At 55.2% G+C, this 21,593-nt stretch carries 16 protein-coding genes; 6 read left to right on the top strand and 10 right to left on the bottom strand.

Features of this window, described 5'->3' with window-relative positions; all coding sequences use genetic code 11:
- Nucleotides 1-6: 6 nt before the first annotated feature.
- The gene (locus AC16KF_RS04065) at nt 7-450 is read right to left on the bottom strand and encodes a GNAT family N-acetyltransferase (RefSeq protein WP_484036019.1); all 444 of its coding nucleotides are present in this window, start codon (nt 448-450) and stop codon (nt 7-9) included.
- 609 nt (nt 451-1,059) lie between these two features.
- Here AC16KF_RS04065 and AC16KF_RS04060 point away from each other — a divergent pair.
- The 5 genes from AC16KF_RS04060 to AC16KF_RS04040 all read left to right on the top strand — a co-directional run bounded on the left by AC16KF_RS04060 (nt 1,060) and on the right by AC16KF_RS04040 (nt 7,163).
- Nucleotides 1,060-2,688 carry a TCP-1/cpn60 chaperonin family protein gene (locus AC16KF_RS04060; RefSeq protein ID WP_484036018.1) on the top strand — a complete coding sequence of 543 codons (1,629 nt, stop codon included), beginning with the start codon at nt 1,060-1,062 and terminating at the stop codon, nt 2,686-2,688.
- 391 nt (nt 2,689-3,079) lie between these two features.
- A complete protein-coding gene (locus tag AC16KF_RS04055; protein WP_484036017.1) occupies nt 3,080-3,889 on the top strand; it encodes a WD40/YVTN/BNR-like repeat-containing protein in 810 nt (269 codons plus the stop codon).
- A 67-nt stretch (nt 3,890-3,956) separates the two neighbouring features.
- Nucleotides 3,957-4,892 (top strand): SDR family oxidoreductase, encoded by a 936-nt coding sequence (locus AC16KF_RS04050; RefSeq protein WP_484036016.1) that lies wholly within the window; start codon nt 3,957-3,959, stop codon nt 4,890-4,892.
- Nucleotides 4,893-5,232: 340 nt separating this feature from the next.
- Entirely contained in the window at nt 5,233-6,105 is an 873-nt protein-coding gene (locus AC16KF_RS04045) for a GNAT family N-acetyltransferase (protein WP_484036015.1), read from the top strand.
- A 248-nt stretch (nt 6,106-6,353) separates the two neighbouring features.
- Nucleotides 6,354-7,163, top strand: coding sequence for a GNAT family N-acetyltransferase (locus AC16KF_RS04040; RefSeq protein ID WP_484036014.1), 810 nt, complete (start codon nt 6,354-6,356; stop codon nt 7,161-7,163).
- Between the two features lie 93 nt (nt 7,164-7,256).
- On the opposite strand, the gene AC16KF_RS04035 is transcribed toward AC16KF_RS04040, so the two are convergent.
- The 9 genes from AC16KF_RS04035 to AC16KF_RS03995 all read right to left on the bottom strand — a co-directional run bounded on the left by AC16KF_RS04035 (nt 7,257) and on the right by AC16KF_RS03995 (nt 19,975).
- The gene (locus tag AC16KF_RS04035; RefSeq protein WP_484036013.1) at nt 7,257-7,976 is read right to left on the bottom strand and encodes a hypothetical protein; all 720 of its coding nucleotides are present in this window, start codon (nt 7,974-7,976) and stop codon (nt 7,257-7,259) included.
- A gap of 128 nt (nt 7,977-8,104) precedes the next feature.
- Nucleotides 8,105-9,391, bottom strand: coding sequence for an MFS transporter (locus AC16KF_RS04030; RefSeq protein WP_484036012.1), 1,287 nt, complete (start codon nt 9,389-9,391; stop codon nt 8,105-8,107).
- 53 nt (nt 9,392-9,444) lie between these two features.
- Nucleotides 9,445-10,659: a metallophosphoesterase family protein gene (locus AC16KF_RS04025; RefSeq protein WP_484036011.1), complete on the bottom strand. Its 1,215-nt coding sequence runs from the start codon at nt 10,657-10,659 to the stop codon at nt 9,445-9,447.
- Between the two features lie 159 nt (nt 10,660-10,818).
- Nucleotides 10,819-12,159, bottom strand: coding sequence for a C39 family peptidase (locus tag AC16KF_RS04020; RefSeq protein ID WP_484036010.1), 1,341 nt, complete (start codon nt 12,157-12,159; stop codon nt 10,819-10,821).
- Nucleotides 12,160-12,222: 63 nt separating this feature from the next.
- Nucleotides 12,223-14,109 carry a molecular chaperone DnaK gene (dnaK, locus tag AC16KF_RS04015; protein WP_484036009.1) on the bottom strand — a complete coding sequence of 629 codons (1,887 nt, stop codon included), beginning with the start codon at nt 14,107-14,109 and terminating at the stop codon, nt 12,223-12,225.
- Between the two features lie 120 nt (nt 14,110-14,229).
- Nucleotides 14,230-16,833 carry a DEAD/DEAH box helicase gene (locus tag AC16KF_RS04010; RefSeq protein WP_484036008.1) on the bottom strand — a complete coding sequence of 868 codons (2,604 nt, stop codon included), beginning with the start codon at nt 16,831-16,833 and terminating at the stop codon, nt 14,230-14,232.
- 4 nt (nt 16,834-16,837) lie between these two features.
- Nucleotides 16,838-17,854 carry a lysylphosphatidylglycerol synthase transmembrane domain-containing protein gene (locus AC16KF_RS04005; protein ID WP_484036007.1) on the bottom strand — a complete coding sequence of 339 codons (1,017 nt, stop codon included), beginning with the start codon at nt 17,852-17,854 and terminating at the stop codon, nt 16,838-16,840.
- A gap of 84 nt (nt 17,855-17,938) precedes the next feature.
- Complete coding sequence (locus tag AC16KF_RS04000) at nt 17,939-18,664, bottom strand: zinc metallopeptidase (protein ID WP_484036006.1); 726 nt, start codon at nt 18,662-18,664, stop codon at nt 17,939-17,941.
- 54 nt (nt 18,665-18,718) lie between these two features.
- The gene (locus AC16KF_RS03995; RefSeq protein ID WP_484036005.1) at nt 18,719-19,975 is read right to left on the bottom strand and encodes a S41 family peptidase; all 1,257 of its coding nucleotides are present in this window, start codon (nt 19,973-19,975) and stop codon (nt 18,719-18,721) included.
- Between the two features lie 377 nt (nt 19,976-20,352).
- Here AC16KF_RS03995 and AC16KF_RS03990 point away from each other — a divergent pair, with 377 nt between their 5' ends.
- The gene (locus tag AC16KF_RS03990; RefSeq protein WP_484036004.1) at nt 20,353-21,381 is read left to right on the top strand and encodes an IS110 family RNA-guided transposase; all 1,029 of its coding nucleotides are present in this window, start codon (nt 20,353-20,355) and stop codon (nt 21,379-21,381) included.
- Nucleotides 21,382-21,593 lie beyond the last annotated feature (212 nt).

Genomic DNA, 21,593 nt, shown 5'->3' with positions numbered 1-21,593 from the left:
TTTGCTTTACAACTTTTTGATGAAGTGAACCAGGCGTCCCACTTCGTAGTAGCCGGTCTTGTAGTGCGCTTGAATACTGACTTCGTTCTCCAGCCAGGTATCAGACCCCATTTCGGCGCACCCATTTTCGCGCGCCCAATCCTCGGCAGTGCGGATCATCTCGCGCCCCAGTTTTTGTCCGCGGATGTTCTCATCTACGAACCACGCTTCGATATATCCCACCGGGCTGGTCTCGCATCCCTCTGCCACGTCGCGCAGGCGGGCTTCCACGAAGGCAACCAGCCCTCCGTCGGCGCGCGAGGCGACAAAGACCGCGCGTTGCTTGTCCTCCAGAATTTCGTCCAAGTCCCAATCTAAATATTCGATGGGGGCTTCGGGCCACAGCAGTTGCCGCATTCTCAGCCATTCGGGTTTATCGGCCGCGGTCGCGCGGCGAATCTCGTAAGTCACAGGCTCACCATAGGGTTAATCGATGCGAGTCAGATTATAGTCAATATCCAACGTCTGGCAATGATTTGCCCCGCAAAAGCCTGACCACAACCGCAGATTCGTCTTCAAGCCGGTGATCGTATACCCAAGTTTTCACCGCTGGGGCGCGGAGTATTTCATTTTTTGGCTCTACCGTAATTAACGGGAAAGCCCAAAAACCTTAGCCACGGATTTCACAAAGTCACACGGATTGTTTAAAAAATCGTGAAAATCCGTGTAAATTCGCGGCAAAGAATGTTCCTGCGAATCGTCATCCCGTCAGAAATGGGAGAGCCGAAAATGTTTTTCGCCGCGCAAACCCATCACGCGCAATGCGGCTGTGACGGTTCGTTCTACCGGAGAGAGCATTGAGCGAATGAAAAGTATTCGAGTGTGTTCCCAAATGCGCTTCGAGAACAACCTCGCAAAGGCTCCCAGGATCGTGATATAGTCTGCTGGCAGGGTTGGTATGAACTACCTCTTGGTCGAGTGTTTGCGTTAGGTTACCCTGCTTTTTTGTTAATCTCCAAATGGATAAAGTCCAGCTTAGCGGTTAAATTCTTTCGCAGCCTCATGATATAACTCAAACCGATGTCCGTCTTCAACCCAACCCAAAAACCCGAAGTGAGATTTCAGCCAGAGGTGTGGCGCAGTTTTCAGCGCGGCATTCATAAAATTGTGGACGCGGTTGCGCCCACGCTGGGACCGCGCCCGCGTTATGTGGCGATCCAACCCACGCACCGCGCCGACCCGCCCGAACTGCTCGATGACGCGGGGCAGATCGCGCGGCGCATCATCCAAATCGCCGACCGCGATGAAGATGTCGGCGCGATGTTTACGCGGCAGATGTTGTGGCGTCTGCGCGAAGAGGTGGGCGACGGCGCGGCAACGGCGGCAGTGTTGTTCAAAGCCGTGTACAATGAAGCGCTCAAATACATCGTGGCAGGCGGCGGCGCGATGCGCGTCCGCGTGGGATTGGAGCAGGCGCTCGATGTGGCGTTGACCGCGCTCGATAAGCAGGTTCAGCGGCTCGACGAAAAAAACGACCTCAAACAATTTGCGCGTTCGCTCTGCCCCGATGAATCCGTCGCCGATCTGCTTGGCGAAATCTTCAACCTCATCGGCGCGGATGGACATTTAATCACGCAACTTGGGCGCGGCTTTGCCAGCGAACGCGAATACGTCGAAGGTCACTTGTGGGGCGGGGGTCTGCTCGCGCGCAATCTCATGCTCGAGCCTCAGCGGCAGCGTTCGCGCCTGGAAAACGCCGCCCTCCTCATCACCGATTTGGAAATTGAATCCGCCAGTCAACTCACACCTGCTTTGCGCGTTGCGCTGGAAAACGGCGAAAAAAATCTCGTCATCGTGGCGCGTAAACTTTCAGAGGAAGCCGCCGCCCTGCTGGTAAAAATCAACCGCGACTCGGATCAAATGCGCGTCACTGCCGTCAAAACGCCAGGCACAGGCACAACGGATCAATCTGCCGCGCTTGAAGATTTATCCGCGTTGGCGGGCGGGCGCGTCATCCTTCAGGTGGAGGGGCAAATGCTGGAGACCGTCAGCGCCGAGTCATTTGGTCGCGCGCGCCGCGCCTGGGCGGATATGGAACGTGTTGTCATCGTCAACGGCAAAGGCGAGCCGCGCGCGCTTCGCGGTCACATTCAATCCATTCGCCACGCCATTCAACACGCCGACACGCCCGAACAACGCAACAAACTGCGCGAACGCATCGGGCGTTTGCAGGGCGGCGCGGCAATCCTTTCGATTGGCGGCGCAACCGAAACCGAGATGAAAACGCGCCGCGATTCCGCCGAACGCGCCGCGTTGATTTTGCGAAGCGCATTACGTGAAGGCGTCGTCAACGGCGGCGGAATTTCTCTGCTCGATTGCCGCCCCGCGTTGGAATCTGTTTCACACACGATTTTGGATGAAGACCAACGGGCGGGATTCCGCGCCTTGACAAAGGCGCTGGACGCCCCCGCCCGCCTCATTCTCACGAACAGCGGGTTCGACCCATCCGGCTTTTTGACTCATCTGGGGCAGGGTCGCGGCGTCGACGCGCGCGCAGGTCAACTGGTAGAGATGCGCTCTGCTGGCATTGTGGATCCTGCCGCATCCGCGCGCGGCGCGTTGATCAGCGCGGTCCGCGGCGCGGCGCTGGCATTGACGGTGGATGTGGTCGTCCACAAGCGCAACCCGCAGGCTTCGGTGAATCCGTAGGCGCGAGTAGCGCAAAATTAATTTTGCGGCGTTCATTCATACGGCTCTCCCGTTTCTGACGGGATTACGACTCGCAGGAAGATTCTTTGCCACGAATTTACACGGATGTTCACGAATGTTTTAAACAATCCGTGTGAATTTGTGAAATCCGCGGCTAAGGTTTTTGGGCTTTCCTGTTAATAACGGTAGAGCCATTCATACTCAGTAGATCGCGGAAACAGGTTCTTGACGCAGTTGCGCTGCGTCAAGTCAGGCGACACGATGCGCCAAGTCAATCGAACTGTCGCCCGAACTTGCATGAAGTACTGATGTTCAAACGCAATCCTCGGCGGCGGGGATGCCCTGAGCAAAATTGCAAAATGAATTTTGCGACATAAGAAAAGGCAGGACGATGAATTTGGAACAAGATACATTGCTCGCGTTGGCAGAATCGCCAAACTTCAAAAAGGACAAACTCGCCTTCGCGGGAAGGCGTTCGGGTTTGTATCGCTCGCGCGATGCGGGTAAAACATGGGAGGCGGTCAACATCATCAAAGGCGAATCGCTTTCGGTGACGTCGCTGGCGTTTACCCGCGATGGTTTAATGTTCGCCGCGCTCCCTGGCGGAGTCGCCTATTCAAACGATGCGGGCGCTTCGTGGAATTGGACTCAACTCGCCGCGCCGAGTCCGTATGTCACTGCGCTGTGTGTTTCGCCGAACTTTGACAAAGACAAAACCCTATTCGCCGCAACCCTGGAAGACGGGGTCTTTCGTTCTGTGAACGGCGGCAGAACGTGGGAAGGTTGGAACTTTGGATTGCTCGATAAACAGGTCTTATGCCTTGCCATGAATCATGACACTGTTTTTGCGGGCGCAAGCATAGGCTTGTTCCGCAGTGATAACAGCGGACGCTCCTGGAAGGAAATCTCCCTGCCAGTGGATGATACTGTTTTGAGTTTGGGGCTGTTAGAGGCGGGTCTATTTGTCGGCACAGAGTCGAGCGGTTTGTTCGTTTCGGCTGACGACGGGGAATCATGGGAGACGATAAAAGCCATAGCGACAGAAATGCCGATTAATGCGATTCGGATTTCGGCGGGGAAAGAAGCGTCTATCCGCGTGGCGGCGGGGAATACCCTGTTGGAATCCATTGATGTGGGGAAAACGTGGCGTGAAATTCAAGTTCCCGACAGGGACGAACCGATCATGTTCATAGGTCGGTGATGGCTGGGTAAGGCGGACGCCTAACTCCGCGCAATTCAATCATTCCCTGTCTGCTATAATTTTCGCCATGATATTGGTCACCGGCGCGACGGGCTTCATCGGTCGCGCGCTTGTGCGGCACCTCTCAGAAACGGGACAGGAAGTCCGCGTGTTGTTGCGACCTTCGCCGAAATCGCCGCGACTGCCCAAGGGCGTGCCGGTCGAGGTCTCGGTAGTCAGCCTCAATGACGAGAGAGGCGTGCGCGCGGCGTTGCGCGGCGTCCATCAGGTGTTCCATCTTGCCAGCGCGTCGGGTTATGGCCGCCATGGGAATTTGTTCAACACCGATATGGAAGGGACGCGCATCCTTGCCCAAGCCGCGCAAGACGCGGGCATCCAACGCCTGATCTTTCTCAGCCACGTGGGCGCCGACCGCATGTCGGCGTTCCCGGTTCACAAGGCGAAGGGAATCGCCGAAGAGCACATCCGCAAAAGCGGCGTGCCGCACACCATCATCCGCTCGACGATCGTGTTTGGTCCCGAAGATAACTTTACCAATAATATCGCCGCAATTCTTCGCGCTGTTCCGTTTATCTTCCCAACCCCCGGCGATGGCAAAGTTCTGCTCCAGCCGCTTTGGGTGGAAGACCTCGTAACTGCCTTGTTATGGGCGCTTCAGAATCCCGAGATGGTGAATGAAACCTACGAGATCGGCGGCGGCGAATATTTTACCTTGCGGCAGATCGTTGAAACGATCATGAACACCTCGAACACACGGCGCGCCTTCCTTCCGTTATCCATCCCGTTCATGCGAGGACTGTTCGTCACCCTCGACCCGATGATCCCCAGCGCGAATATTTCCACGTACTGGCTCGATTACATCGCCGTCAACCGCACCTGCCCGGTGGAAAACCTCTCGCGCAACTTCGGCTTGATGCCAGCCCGTTTTGGCTACCGGCTCGATTACCTTACGCGCAAGCCGTTCCTGCAACGGCTTCAAGAAGCGCTTCGTTTTTCGCGTTGATCCTCTTTCACCGCGGAGGACACAGATTGACACGAAATTTTCTTATCATGGTTTTCTCTACCATACATGAAAGATTTTTACCGCAAAGCGCGCTAAGGTCGCCAAGTTAAGAAGGTTTTCTTTGCGTTCTTTGCGGGCGCCGCATGGCGTCATGGCGGCGCTTAGCGGCGCACATGTACGGTAGAGAGTCATGGTTAAGACTTTGTAATGGATTACCTAACACGTTCAAAATCGGGACGCTGATTCGCGCTGAAAACGCAGATTTGTCTTTCTTTTAGATCAGCGAAATCGGCTTTGTCTGCGCCCCCAAAACCATTGTGTAAGGTAATCAGACGATGTGATGAAGATTTCGCATATGCCTGCGCCCACCATCAAAATCCTTGAAACTCCCGAAGAAATGACCGCCGTCGAAGAACTGCAACGCCAGGTATGGCATGGCAGTGAAACCGACGTGGTGCCCGCGCATGTCTTCATCGCCGCAGTTCACAACGGCGGCATCGTGACAGGCGCGTACATCGATGAGCAACTCATTGGCTTTGTCTTTGGATTTCCCGGTATCGAAAAAACGCCGGATGGCCCGCGCCCCAAACATTGCTCGCACATGTTGGGCATCCATCCCGATCACCGCGATGGCGGCATTGGCTTCGCGCTTAAACGCGCCCAATGGCAGATCGTCCGCCACCAGGGGCTCGACCACATCACCTGGACGTACGACCCGCTTCTCAGCCGCAACGCCCGCCTCAACATCGCCAAACTCGGCGCGGTCTGCAATACCTATCGCCGCGCGGAATACGGCGACATGCGCGACGGGTTGAACGCCGGGCTTCCCTCCGACCGTTTTCAGGTGGATTGGTGGATCAACACCCGCCGCGTCGAACGGAGGTTGGGCAAGCGCGTCCGCCAACCGTTGACCCTCGACCATTTTGCGCAGGCGGAACTGCAACCCCTCTATGCGCCTCTCGCCTCGACGGGGGACCTGCCTCGCCCACCCGAACATTTCTCGCCCCTTGAAGGAAAGCTCGTTCTCGCCGAAATCCCATCCGATTTCAACGCGCTCAAAGAAAAAGATTTCGCCCTCGCCCGCGATTGGCGATTTTTCACGCGCGAAGTCTTCGAGACCGCATTCAGCGCCGGCTACATCGTCACCGACTTTGTGTTCGATCACGGCAGAAGCTTTTACGTCCTCTCGAACGGAGAAACCACATTGCAATAGACCTCTTGCGAAAGTCATTTTCGCCACACACCTGCCCTGGCGGACGGCGCCAGGAGAGACCACAGGGAAAAAGAGCGCCTCTCAAAGGTCTCAGTCTAAGCTAGCGATACTTATGCAAGAGATCAAATAAAAACAAATCGTTCCTGACGCAATTGCGCCGCGTCAAGACAAGCGGCGCGATTTGCCAGACCAATCGAACCGTCGCCCTAAAACAGTAACCATTGCGAGGGGAAATACGTCATAACTGCATGACCAATGCGCGAAACGATATCCTCAATTGGTGGGCGGTAGAGGCGATGATCGCCTCGTATAACCATGTCTATCAGGTGGTGTATGGCACGCGCTACGAAGAGGCGGGTCCCATCGGCGTATCCCTGTACAACGACGCGCCGATCGCCTCCTTCCATTATGAATTCCTTGCCCTGAGCGCGGATATTCACAAGGTGACCGATGCCGTTCGGGCGTATCCGATCCCCGAGGGGAAAAAGCACATCGTAAATATTTTTCATACAAGCCCCAGCGATCTCAGCCTGAAAGAACATTTTTCAACGCTGGGGTACGAGTTCGCGCGCGCCGCCCCCATTGTGGGCTACGACCTGCCCTTGCAGGTAAGCACCATCCCGCTCAACATCCACAAAGCAATATCCATACAACAGACCGAAGCCGCCAATAATAGCCTGACGACTGAGGGAGAACGCATTCACGTGCAAACCCTGCGCGATACGCGCATCCACAACTTCTTTATCAAGGAAGGCGGGTTGGCAGTGGGATGGGTGCAACTCGTAACGAAATATCGCGGCGTGGGCTACATCAACCAACTGTACGTATTGGAGGAATATCGCCAGCGCAGGCTTGCCACCGCGCTTGTCCATGCCGCCCATTCGGAGGCGATCAGGTTGGGCGTGAAGAAAATGGTCGCCATCCCGTCGGATATGTCGTTGCACCTCTTCCGCCGCATGGGGTATCGGCCGTTGTTGTTTTTCTCCGTGTTCCGCCCGAAGCCGTTCAGAAAAACATGGCTGTACGATCAGCCGGGCGTATCCCACCCTCCACCGTAATCAAAGACGCCGCGCATTCGCGCGGCGTCTTTGATTGTTGGATGTTCTTCAATTGTAGGAGAAGAGTTGAAGAAGGAAAAACTTTGGGAGAGTTTACCTCCGGTAGGAAGGATTTTCATTGCCTCCCGCTTGCGCCGTCATACCAATGGGGTGATAGGTAGGCTCGTTATAGAGCGGTTGCGAGTAGTTCGCAGGGGCGGGTTTGGGCGCGGAACGCGGGAAGGTTGAATTGGAAGCCCGAGCAGGCTCACTGGAGGGACGGTACGCGGGTCGGTTATTGAAACTCTGGCGGGCAGAGGGGTTGTCATCTAGCGAGAAGAGTCGTTCGCCGGCAATCGAGAAGGTGTTGATCAACAGCACGCGGATCATGAGCACCATCCCTGCCACGAGCGCCGGCACTACTTTTGTCATTGTTGCCTGCCCAAGCAGAGCGCCGCCTTGGGCATTGTGCTGGAGAATGGCAAGCGACACTCCCCACCAGGTGAGCGTTGCATTGAACGCCGCGGCGAGTAACCAGGCGCCAAGCAAATACCAGACTTCGGCGGGTTCGTCTCGACCCTTTTCGGGGGTGAAGATGCGGGCAATGCCGGCAAAGTCGATGCCGCAGAAAGCGAGCGCCAGGATGGTCGCCCATTTGAACGGACCAAACGCCAGATCGCCCAGGATATCGCGCAGGGCGAACGCCGTGCTGGAGAAGTTGAAGATTTCAAACCCCAGCAGGGCGCTGAGGATGATCCCCCCAAAGATCAACCCGCGCTTGTGGGCGGCATTCTGAATGAGGGGAAGTAGTTTGAAAGACAAAGAACGGTTCATGGGAGTCTCCTGTGGGTTTAACCACAACACAAAGGGGGAACGATCAACGCCCACAGTTTAGAACACTTGTTCTATTTTGTCAAGGTTTGATTATTTGAAAATATTCATCATCACCGCCCCACCAGGAATCACATCGTCTTCGCGCGTTCCGCCATTTGCGTTCGCAGGTGACTCGTGTCTTTCTCAATGGTGAACAAGGCGCCAAGATAGAACAGGAAACAGATCACCCATGCGGTGACGCAGATGATCATGATGGAAAACGTTTTGTCTCCGGTGGCGAGGATCAACACGCCGGTGAGCGCTGGCGCGGTGACCGCTCCGCTGTTCTCGATGAAGTATTCGATGGCTTGCGCCGTCGAGCGGACTTCGGGGACCGTCACGTCGTAGACGGTGGCGACCACGTTCGGGGACGAAAGAGGCATAAAAATGGCAGTCAGGCACATGAGGAGAAAGAAGCGGTTCGGTTGATCCAGCGGCGTGGTCATGGCAAAGTAGAGGAAGATCGCGCCGAGCAAAACTCCCGCGCTGGAGACAAGGATACGTCCCTTTTTTGTTCGTTGGAAAAAGAAATCACCGAGAAACCCGCCGACGATATACCCCGCCGCGAGAATCAAAATGACGGGCGCCATCGTGGCAATGATCCTGTTGGAATCGTAGCCGCGCTCGGTTTCAAGATATCCGAAGAAAAAGAAGATGATCACCTGAATCGGAAACACGCCCGCGAAGCCTTGTAAAAAGATGAACCACATCGTGCGCTTTTGGAAGATCTGCTTCGCCTCTGCCCATGAAAAACGGAAGGTTGCCATTTCGGGAACATTCTCGAATTCGGGTTCGGCTTTGCCGCGCGGCATTTCCTTCACGCCAAAGTAAATGAAGAGGGCGATCACAATTCCCAAACCACCCGTGATGTAAAAGACCGAGCGCCAGCCGCCGATGAGCGGCGCGACCATTTGTCCGAGGATCAAGCCCATCAAAAACCCAAGGGGTTGCGCCACTTGCAAAATCCCATACACTTTACTGCGCAAGTTCGGACCGAAATAATCGGCGATGAGCGTGTAAATGCCGGGGTACGATGAATCGTCAATGCCTGTGGAAGCGCGCGTAATTAAAAATCCCGTGTACGTGCGGACGACCGCGTTCAGCCAGGTCGTCGCGCCCCAAATGAACGACGCCAACGCGAGCAGTTTGGAACGCGCGTAACGGTCGTATAAATAGCCCCACAGCGGATACAACACCGTCGCCACCGCCAACGCGCCCGAATTCACCAAGCCCCATTGGAAATCATTGATGCCGAACGTTTCGCTGATCTGCACTTGCAGAGAGCCGATCATCAACTTGTCAGTCTGATGCAATAGCATAAAAAAGAAAAAGATCCCGACGACGAACCAGCGGTAGTTGGGGTTCTTTGGCGACAAGGTTCACCTCTCTCAATTTACGATTTCAGATTTACGATTTACGATTGGCGATTTTAGATTTGATCTTCCGAGATAATTTCCTGCGCGAGTTTTTTTAATTCGTCCGCGTCGTTCACCTTCGCCGAATCTAAATATTGCCCAAGCAGTTCGAGCGGGCTCATACTGCTGACCACCTGCCCCTCAGGGATACGAACACGCGCCTCGATCTTCGGTTTCTTCACGAGATGGAACTCGAACGCATCCGCCGCAAATTTTCGCAACGCCGCTTCGTCGATCAACGCATCCCATTCGCGCGGATATTCGACGATCAACTTGACAATTGCCTCGGACATATCTCTCGGCAACTGGGATTTCAATACCTCGGTCACGTTCTCATCGGACGTGAGGCTGGTTCGCCTTTCGATAAAGCGGCGCGTCCCTTCGATCTTTTTCCACTCCACGTTCGTCTTTCCCCGCTCCACCTCGGCGATGATGTAAAACTTATCGTCCTTCGCCTCGCCGAAATCAATCCGCTCGATAGAGCCTGGATAAACGACGGGCGGATGATTCCCTTCGTTCACATCCTGCGGTTTGTGGATGTGTCCCATCGCGACATAATCGAGGCGCGGGTCTTTCACCAACGAAGTTGGCAGAACCAAATCGCTTCCCAACATTACCATACGTTCCATGCCAAACGTCGCGCCTTCGACGGAGGCATGGGCGGTGAGAATGAGAGGCAGTGTCTTGTCTGCTTCTTTTATGTATTCTTCGATGAGATCAGAAATTCTAGATTCGAGGCTGGAAAAAATCTCACTCGTGTCCGCCGCGCTCATTTCGAGATTCGCCATCAAGCCTGAGCGTGTGACCCACGGCATGGCAATGACTTGCGCAGGCACATCCCACAGATCGCTGGGCGACAAAAACTGCGGCTTGTCCAACACTTTGATGAACGGCACGTGCAACGTGTCGAACTCTTGAATCGCGTGCGCGCGTCCAATGGCTGGAGAAAGATCGTGATTGCCAACCAGAAGCAAGGTCGGGATTTTCGCTTGCGAGAGTCGCACGATGCGCTTGCCCCACTCGCGTTGAAATGTCGGCGCGGGAGAACGGTCTTTGTAGGCGTCTCCCGCGAAGATGACCAAGTCCACCCGTTGAGAGATCGCCGCGTCCACGATGGTATCCAGCGACTTGAGGAAATCCAGCACACGGAAGGGCAATCCCGTTTCGGGGTCATGGCGTCCGTAGTTAGCCATGTCAATATGCGCGTCGGCGAAGTGGAGGAGTTTCATTTCATGTTTACTCTGGTGGTTGAGTAGGGTTGAGCGTTCGTTGCGAAGCCCGTATCGAAACCACCGATAACCTTCAAACAGTATGTTTCATGCTGGCTGGTGGTTTCGATACGTCCCGCGACGAGCATCGCGGGACAACTCAACCACCGAGGTAACTTCTTATGGCTGAACCCCTAAGTCCTGCAACGCCTGAATCGCCGGACCCCACTTGGGATGCAGTCTCAGCGCTTCGCGATAATCGGCGATGGCACCGGGCGTGTCGCCGATCATATACTTGGCTCGCCCGCGCCAATAGATGCTTTCTTCCAATGTCGGCTTGGAAATGGTGTCGATCAATGTGACGTTGGCAAGATCGATCACATCTTGGTATCGCCCGGTATAGAAATACGCCTTGTAGGGACCCGTTTGATACCACATCATGCGGTACGGACGCTGTTTGTCGTCTTTGCCTAATTCGTTGTAAATTGCAAACGCCTGATCGAAAGCCGCCGCCGCGTCGGCATACTCGAACAATTCCACATGGCTCGTCCCTTTGGCGAACCACGCGAAGTATTGGTCAATGCCTTCGGAATCGGCAATGCGCTCTTCGGCAATTTCCCGGGCGCGGTTCGATGCCCAGGTATCATCGGCATACGGACCCAACACTTGTAACAATTCGGCTTCGCGTTCAGGCGCATACACCACGATAAAAATATTATCGAACGACAGCCATGCTTCGCTTGACGTGAACTCTTCATAAGAGATTCGAAAGTTGGGACCGTCATTCCACGTGTCTTGAACGGTCAACTCGCCTTTGGCGTCGTCATAGCCTGTGACGAATTGATAATGCCCAAGCCAGGCAATCTTGCCCGTGTAATCTTTTTCGTAATAGCCTTTTTCCGCGATGAACGGAAAACCCGCCGCGAGCAATCGCTTCGCCACATCAATATCGCCGCCGAGACGAGACAACGCGCGATATTCGGTCTCATCGTTGACGAAGCCCACCAACTCGTACGGCATCACGTTGACGTCACTGCGTCCCTGTTGGATAAAGTCGAGTTTGGGATCCTGAATCCCCGGCTTGATGACGCGGGCGATGTCGTCGCGGTTGCCGCCCCAGCCGACGAAGTCCAACGCCATCGTGAGATTGGCGGGACCGCAATAATTCCAGCGGTTGCGTTGGTCCACATATTTGAACCCGGTCAACGAAACGGAAGCAGGCAGAGGCGTGGAAGTGACCGTCGGCGTCAGCGTTGGACCCGGCTTGGGAGTCGAAGTCGCATCGAGCGTTTGAGTCGCGACGCGGGTTTGCATCAACTCTGTGGCGGCGCTATCAACCGGCGATTGTTGCTGCGGTTGGAAGGTGGCTTCGTCGGGCGGGTTGATGAGGTATTTGATGCTGGAGACCCAACCGTCAATGCGCGGCATGGCGCGTGAATAGACGGGCGGGAGAAAAAAGATGATGATGCCGAGGGCGATCAGAATCGGCGCGATCCACTTGCGGTTAAAACGTTTTTGCATGGGAAGATTATATAACAAAAAGACCCGTGAGGTTTTGTAAACCTCACGGGTCTAATTTCTTTATTACTCTTTCACTTCACCGTCGATCACATCGCCATCGGTCGGCGGGACAGACGGTCCGCCCGCCGCTTCAGGTTGCGGCTGACCTTGGGCATAGAGTTGCTGGCTCAGCGCGTGGAAGGTTTGCTCCACTTTTTCAGAGGCTTGCTTGATGCGGTTGATGTCGTCGCTCTGCGCGGCAGATTTGAGTTCATCGATCTTGCCGTTTATATCCTGCGCGTCTGCGCCTGAGACTTTATCGCCGAGGTCGCGCAAAGCTTTTTCAGTTTGATACACGAGGTTGTCTGCCGTGTTCTTGGCATCGATCAACTCGCGGCGTTTGCGGTCGTCCGCTTCGTGCGAGCGCGCTTCGTTCACCATGCGGTCAATGTCGCTCTTGTTCAAATTCGTCGAAGCGGTGATCGTGACTTTCTGCTCTTTGCCGGTAGCTTTGTCTTTGGCGGTCACATTCAAGATGCCGTTCGCGTCGATGTCGAACGTCACTTCCACTTGCGGAATGCCGCGCGGCGCGGGCGGGATGCCGTCGAGTCGGAATCGCCCAAGCGACATATTATCGCCAGCCATCGGGCGTTCGCCTTGCAACACGTGGATGTCCACTGCGGTTTGATTATCTGCCGCCGTCGAATACGTTTCCGTTTTGCGGACAGGGATGGTTGTGTTGCGTTCGATCATCTTGGTCATCACACTGCCCATCGTTTCGACGCCCAAGGAGAGCGGGGTCACGTCGAGCAGGAGGATATCCTTCACTTCACCGCCGAGCACGCCGCCTTGAATCGCCGCGCCGACTGCGACCACTTCATCGGGGTTCACGCCTTTGTTCGGCTCTTTGCCGTTCGTCAGTTTGCGGACCAGGTCATGCACCATCGGCATACGCGATGAGCCGCCGACGAGAACAACTTCATTTAATTTGCCCGCGTCAATGCCGGCGTCTTTCAACGCGGCTTCGAACGGTTTGCGGCAACGGTTGAGCAAGTCTTCGGTCATCTGCTCGAATTTTGCGCGCGAAAGTTTCAACTGCAAGTGTTTCGGACCGGAAGCGTCTGCTGTGATGTACGGCAGATTAAGTTCTGTCTCCATCACCGTGGAAAGTTCGATCTTCGCTTTCTCCGCGGCTTCACGCAGACGTTGCAACGCGGGGCGGTCGTTGCGCAAGTCAATGCCTTGTTCGCGCTTGAATTCATCCGCCGCCCAGTTGACGATCTTTTGATCCCAGTCGTCGCCGCCGAGGTGAGTGTCGCCGTTCGTGGCTTTCACTTCGATCACGCCTTCGCCGACTTCCAGCACCGACACGTCGAATGTGCCGCCGCCGAGGTCGAAGACGAGAATCGTTTCATCTTTCTTTTTATCGAGTCCATACGCAAGCGCGGATGCAGTCGGTTCGTTGATGATACGCATCACTTCGAGACCGGCAATCTTGCCCGCGTCTTTCGTGGCTTGTCGTTGGCTGTCGTTGAAATACGCGGGGACAGTGATGACCGCCTGCGTGACGGGCGATCCCAAATACGCTTCGGCATCCGACTTCAACTTGCCCAGGATCATCGCCGAAATTTCCTGCGGGGAATATTCGCGGTTCGTGATCGGGATTTTCACGCGCACGTCGCCCGTCGGGCCTTTTACCACTTCATATGGGACCATCTTGCGTTCCGATTCAACTTCATCGAAGTGACGTCCGATGAAACGCTTGATGGAGTAGATCGTGTTTTCAGGGTTGATGACCGCCTGCCGCTTCGCCGTCTGACCGACGAGTCGCTCGGCGTTTTTATTAAATGCCACAACTGACGGCGCGAGCCGCCCGCCCTCGGCGGTTGAGATCACGGTTGGCGAGCCGCCTTCCATGACCGAAACGACAGAGTTGGTTGTGCCTAAGTCAATGCCAATGATTTTGCTCATGTGTGTCTCCTTACAAGGTCTGCGAGTGACAGTCCTCTTTGAATGAACTGTCGCCACTTAATTTCAATGTCCCCATCTTAATCGTCTTGCGCAAGAAAACTATTAACGCAATGTAGAAATTTAGTCTGACGATCGCGTAAGGACTTTGAGAATCTCGAGCGCTTCCTGCTTGCCGCCGTATCCATTCTCGCCGCCAGGCCCGACGCATGAAGGACAGCCATCCGCGCAGGCGCACGCGCCGACCAATTCCAATGCGCGGGCGAGGAGTTGATCGTGAAGTTCGAACAATTTCTGGCTGAAACCGATCCCCGCCGGGATGGAGTCATATAACACGATGGCGGGCATGCCGAAGATTTTATTTTCAACAGGCTCGATGTGCGTTCCCAGATCTGCCGAGTCGCACATCAAAAATAACGGCGCGAGATTCGCCAGCACATAGGCAAGCCCCGCCAGCCCGCTTCTCATGCGCACGTTCTGCTCTACTTTATGATGGCAGGATGGGCACAGCGTTGTGAGATTCTCCACACGATTTGCTTCTTCGCGCGATGCGAACGCGCGGAAAGGGACTTTGTGATGCACATCATGTTGGCGGCTCGACTCCACCGCGCCGCATACCTGACAGGTGAACTTGTCTCGCCCGCGGACGCGTTCTCGAATCTTGTCCCAGCCGGGTCCGTAGTCGTTGGGGTCGTTGGACCAAGCCCCAAGGTCGCGCAGATGCGCGATCGTTTCTTCGGAGAGAGTCAGCCAGTAGCCGGTCGTCTGCAATTCGGAGGGAGGTAAATCCAGCGGTTCCTCGCCAAGATTTTCATGGGTGTGCCAGCGTCGTTTGCGAAAGCCGGTCACTTGCGTGGTGATTTTGAGTTCGCCCCATGATTTTGACGCGCCCACGCCCGCTTCGACAGGCTCAGCGCGGCGCCCGGAATCTTTCACGGGTGGAGGAGGAGATTCCTCCGCGACAGATAACAACTCCACTTCGGTTTGTTGCAACGGCTCGGTGTAGTAATCGCTGACGAACGGTTTGAGGCGCGCGATACGCTCCGCCAGATTCAATTCTTCGACCAGATAGGCTTGCGCTTCGTGCAAGTAGACCGCGCCGGGATGAACCATCCACACCGCGCTTTCGCCGTCAACGATCCCAATGGTCAATGGTCTGTCGTCGATCGTGGTTTGCAAAACAAAACTTTGCGGAGATGCGGATCGCAGGGAAATGTTTGCGGCGGGGTATACGTCTGCCATCCAGAAAAATTTTTCATTCGAGAGATGCGCCTCGCCATTGGAAAGTAGAAAGTGGAGATACTCTTCAATGATTTCTCCGGATAAAGAGCCGAAGCCTTCGCCTTTTGGAAACGGCAGTTCAAACATGGCGCACCGCAAATGTTCCAGCAAGATCAACAGATGATCGGGGTTGATCAACGCTTGCTCAGGCGAGCGCTCGAAGAAATATTCGGGATGATGCGCGAGGAACTGGTCGATGGGGCTGGGAGACGCCACCAGCACACTGACAGCGGATTCCAACCCGCGTCCCGCGCGACCGGCTTGCTGTCTCGCCGAAGCGACAGTGCCCGGATAGCCGACGAGGATCGCCGCGCCCAGCCCGCCGATGTCGATGCCGAGTTCGAGCGCATTGGTAGCAACAACAGTTTTGATCGCGCCGTCGCGGAGTCCTTTTTCGATCTCTCTGCGTTGGCTTGGCAGGTATCCACTGCGATACCCGCGTACCGTCGACCGGGGATTGGGCAGAGACTCGTAGCCAATCAGCGGGGACTCGATGCTTGAGTCTGGGGTGAGTTCGCCTTGTAAATAACTCAGAATGATCTCAACGCTTCGCCTGGAGCGCGCAAACACCACGGTCTGAACATTGCTGTTGATCAATTCCCGCGCGAGCCGCACCCCTTCGAGCAGGGATGATTTCCTTAAGCCCAATGATTCATCCACGAGCGGCGGGTTGTAGAGCAGGAAGTGGCGCGGTCCGCGGGCGGAGCCGTCGTTGTCAATGAGAGTTACCGGTTCCTCGATGAGTTTTTCGGCGAGTTCTTTTGGGTTGCCAATGGTGGCGGATGCCAAAATGAATTTTGGCGCGCTGTTGTAAAACGCGGCGACCCGTTTGAGTCTGCGAATTACATTGGCAACGTGAGAGCCGAAGACGCCGCGATAGGTGTGGGCTTCATCGATTACGACGAATTTGAGGTTTGCGAAAAATTCCAGCCAGTTGGTGTGATGCGGAAGGATGCCGGTGTGAAGCATATCGGGGTTGGTCAACACGATGCGCGCGGTTTTGCGGATGGAGGGGCGGGCGGAGGAGGGGGTGTCGCCGTCGTAGATTGCGGGCGTCAAGTTCCAGGTTTCAAGTTTCAAGTTGGTAAGCGCGGAAAGTTGATCTTGCGCGAGGGCTTTGGTTGGGAAGAGGTATAACGCGCGCGCGTTTGGGTTGGCGAGTAACTCGGAAAAAACCGGCAGGTTGTAGGCGAGCGTTTTGCCCGAGGCGGTGCCGGTGGAGAGGATCATGTTCTGGTTTTGTTGAGTCGCTGTCCATGCTTCGAGTTGATGCGAGTAGAGGGAGTGAATTCCACTGGCGATGAGGGCTTGGGAAAGCGGGGCAGGCAGACCCGTCGGAAAAGGATGCGTTTGCGCGGGACGCGGGGGAAACGTCTGCCAGGCAGAGATGTTGGGGGCGGTGGCTTCGTCGCGTTTCCACGAATCCAGTAGTGAAGTGATGGTCATATCTTCAGACGGGGCTTTCCGGTGGAGTTGGGTTCATATGTAGAATGCGCAATGCCCATCCGCCAATGCCCAGCGGAAACCAGAATGTGACGCCGCGATATGCCAGCGTGACGATGATCGCCTGACTCCAAGGCACGTTAAGGGAGGAGAGCGCGAGCGGCATAATGCCCTCCACGATGCCAATGCCCGCGGGGGTGGGGGAAATGACTAAAAATAAATAGGAGATTGCAAACCCGCCGATGATGGTGCCGGCAGAAAAAGGGATTTGAAAGGCAAGGAAGATCGCCGCCAGCACGCTCATTAACATGGTTTTATTGAGCAGCGCCAATAACATGGGCTTGAGGAATTTCCGATAGTTTTGGGGGAGGGTTTGAAGGTCGGTTGCCAGTTCGCGGGCGTACTCGCGCATTTTTTCTTCGCTGAGGTAATCGCGATGGAGAAACGGGCGGGCGATACGGTTGAGGAAGCGGGCGATACGCGCCAGGGCGTTGCCCAACCGTACCTCCGATTTTGATCCAAGGTAGAAGAGAAATCCGAGCAAGGTTGCGATGGAGAACATGATGCCCGAAGCGGTGAGTTCGGCGGCGTCGAGGTGGTTGCGGCGAAAGAGCACGATCAGTCCCAGCGCAAGCACGCACAGAAAGGCAATGTAATCGAGGAAGATGTATAACATGCTGGCGATCGTCACTTTGCCGGTGGGTTGCCCCCTGCGGTTCGCTTCGCTGATGAAGACCGCCACCGCCCCCATCCCCGCGCTGGGCATCACTGTAGAGATAAAATTCCCCGCCGTAAAAAGAAGCGACAGTCGGTACAGCGTTTCATCCAAGCCGAGGATTCGATATAAGGCTAGGATCGTGGAACCCGCCACCAGTACCCACCCGCTTTCGATGAGCAGGGCGAGCAGGATGAACCAGAGGTTTCCGCGCCGGATGGTTTGGAGGATGCTTTCGATTTCGCCGAAACTGAGGTACACAAACCCCGCGCCTAAAAAGGCAAGCAGGATGACGATGAATTTCCGCATGGTGAAAGATTATACACAAGCAAACAAAAAACATCGGAATACAGCTCCGATGTTTTTTGGCGTGGGGCAATGATGGCTTGATTGTTAATCGTCGCGCCTGCCCATGCCGATGACAAGAAACACGTAGTACAGCAGTTGCATCACGGCGGTGAGCAGACCGGCGACATAGGTGAGCGCGGCGGCGTTCAACACTTGATTCACGCCGCGTTGTTCTTCCTCCGAGCGGATGATGCCCGCTTCAGCCACCAGTCGTTTTGCGCGCGCCGAGGCGTTAAGTTCCACGGGGAGGGTGGCGAGCGCGAAGAGCGCGCCGCCCGCGAAGAAGAAGACTCCGAGCCAGGCCAGTTCGGTGAAGCGGAAGATCAGCCCGGCGAGGATGAGGATCCAGCCGAGGTTCGAGCCGATGTTGACCATCGGGACGAGCGCGGAGCGGAATTTCATGGGGAGGTATCCTTCCGCGTCTTGCATCGCGTGACCGAGTTCATGCGCGGCGACCGCCACCGCCGCAACCGACGGGCTGTTTGCCACGTTCGGCGAAAGGTAGAGGGTTTTATCTTGCGGGTTGTAATGGTCGGTGAGATTGCCGCCCACGCCAAGCACGCGCACGTTCCGCAATCCGTCTGCGCCCGCTTCGCCCACGTACGCCGAACGCGAGATGAGTTGTTGCGCGGCTTGCGCGCCGGTGAGCCCACTGCTTGCGCGAATTTGGCTCCATTTGTTGTAGGCGTGTTTCACATACCAGGAGGCGATGCCCATCAAAAGCATGGATGGGAGCGCGACGCACAATAAATAGGTTGGGTCGAAAAACATTTTATTCTCCTTGTAAGCTTCACAGGTCTCAAAGACCTGTGAGGTCTGACGCCTTTACTTCCCTGCGATCAAATCTAACAACACTTCTACGGCTTTATCCAGTTGCGGATCGCGGTTGTTGGCGGCATCGTCTTCCGTCAATTCTACGATGAAATCAGGGGTTAAGCCTATGCCGTCAATGAGTCGTTCTTTCGGTGTGAGCCATCGGGCGACGGTCACACGCGCCGCGCCGTTTTCGCCCGAGAGCGGAATCCATTGTTGCACCGAGCCTTTGCCGTAGCTGATCACGCCGACGAGTTTCGCGCGTCCGTAATCTCTCAGCGCGCCCGCGAGAATTTCAGAAGCGGAGGCGGAACCTTCATTCACCAGCACAACGATGGGAAGGTCGGTGGCGCGCCCGTTGCCCAGCGCGTTGTAGGTGTCGCGCGTGCCGTCGCCGTATTGCTCATAGAGAATCACGCCTTGGTCGATGAATTCGGAAGCCACTTCAATGGAGGTTTGTAGGTATCCGCCGCCGTTATTGCGCAAGTCGATGATGATGCCCTTCGGGTTTTGAGGGAGGAGTTCTTCCAGCGTTGTGTTGAGTTCGCTGGTGGTCTTATCGCCGAACTGGTTGATGTCGATGTAAGCGATGTCGTTTTCGAGCATCTTGCCGGTCACGCTGGGGATGGTGATCTTGGCGCGGGTGATGATGAATTCCAGGGGTTCTTCCTGACCTTCGCGCGCCACGCTCAAGGTGACGGTTGTGCCCGCGGGACCGATGACTTTCTGACGCGCCTCTTCCGGCGGTGTGCCGGTCATATCCACGCCGTCGATGGCGATGATCAAGTCTCCGGCTTTCAGCCCTGCCGCTTCGGCGGGCGAGCCTTCGATAGGGCTGATGATGGATAGATACTCTCCGGTGGTATCCACGAACGCGCCGATGCCTTCGTATTCACCGGAAAGCGCCGAGGTTTCGGTCTCATACACGACCGGGTCCATGTAAAAGGTCTGCTTGTCGCCGACCGCTTCCATCATGCCGCGGATCGCGCCGCGCATCAGCGCCACATCGTCCAGCGGCTGATCGACGAATTCGCTGTGGACGATATTCCACGCCTCCCAGAATGGGGCGAACAGGGTCTGCATGTCTTCCGGGGTGGCAGAGAGTTGCTCCGGCGCGGCGGTGGGTTGCAGCGGAAACAAGTCGTTGACGATCGGCGGTTGCGAGCCGCCCGGGATGAAAAACCCGACGAGAATCCCCGCCGAGAATACGCCCGCGAGCAGGATCAACCCCACGAACAAGCCGAGTATGATTTTGATGGATTTATTCACGAATGCCTCCGTTTAGTTGCCTATGTAAGAAAGTGTCTGAAACGTCGAAACCTGCAATCTCGTCATATCATTCTGAGTGACGCCTCGCGCCACGAAGAATCTTTGATGCGCCATCAAGACTTCAAACGGGAGCAGAGATTCTTCACTCCCTTCAGTCGTTCCATTAGACTTGAAGTAGTATTGGAGTTGCCAAACAAGGGCTGAACAAGTCTAGAGCCGCTCACGAGGCAAACGCCGAGTCAAACTCAAATTCTGAAGCAGACCCAGCCCTTGTTGTGAACTATGCTTGATCAGTATTCAAGCCTGAAAGGCTAGTAATGGAGAATGCACGTTCACAAGTTGGCAAACCCAATACCCAAGTCCAAAAGAGGTTCAGAATGACAACATTTGTATCCTTTGTAGGTGTCGATATTGCATCCGCTTCTTTCATGGCCAGTGTTGGAACACAGCCTTGGAAAGTCACGGTCAAACCAACGAAATTCGAGAATGACGAAAATGGTTTCGTCTCCTTTCTCGGCTGGTTGCAGGAACACAACCTGAAGACCGAAAGCACCGTGGTGTGTATGGAAGCGACAGGCGTCTATAGTGAAGGCTTGGCATACTTCCTATATGCCAGTGGTTATTCGGTGGCGGTCGAACCGCCGTTGAACATCCAGCGCAAGTTTCCTGTGAACGCTTCCAAAACCGATGAACTGGACTGCCAGTATATCGCCGAGTATGCCTGCCGCTATGCGGACAAACTCTCCTTGTGGAAACCGAGAGCCGAGATTTTGGAGCAAGTCAAGCTACTGTTGACCACGCGCCAGCACTTTTCGGTACAGTTGACGGGACATAAGAACGCCTTGCACGCGATCCACCGCAAGAAGGTCTCGTCTGAACTTGCCAAGCACTCTCACCAGAACATGATCGAGCAGATTACCAAGTCCATCAAAGAGATCGATAAGGAAATCCGTCGTTTGATTGAAAGCGATCCAACCTTCAAACAGACCCTGCTCTTGCTCATGACGGTGCCTGGCATCGGGCTGCAACTCGCCGCTCACTTACTGATCCTCATGCAGGAAACACTCGATCCAAGAAGTTTGGCGGCTTTCATCGGCATCTGCCCGATCAAGCATGAAAGTGGCTCTTCCGTCTACTCGGCTCCAACTTCACGACACTTTGGACCTCCAAAGTTACGCAAACTCCTTTATCTGGCGGCCTGCTCCGTGCGTACGCACAAAAAGCAGTTTCAGCAATACTTTTACCGCAAAGTCGCGGATGGCAAGCACAAAAAACTGGTCCTCAACAACATCCAAAACAAGATCCTCAAGATTGCTTGTGCTGTCGTCCGCTCGCAACAACCCTACCTTCCCAACTATGTTGCTGTCAATCCCCTGGTTTTTCAAAAAACCTTGACGGCTTCATAGTATTCAGAATGACATCCTGTTGTGTTGGGATTACCTCGATATTAGGTACTCCCAAAAAGTAAGGGCAGACACACAGGTCTGCCCCTTAGGGCGATTGCATCTAAATTGAGGTAAAAAAGGGCTATCTTGAAGGAGGTAGCCATGACAAAGAAGCCATTGGAGGCGATCGCCGAGCATTTTAGCAAAGTGAGCGATCCGCGGGTGGATCGAAC

This window comes from Candidatus Defluviilinea gracilis, assembly GCF_057138825.1.
This window is presented reverse-complemented; position numbering and strand designations above follow the sequence as displayed.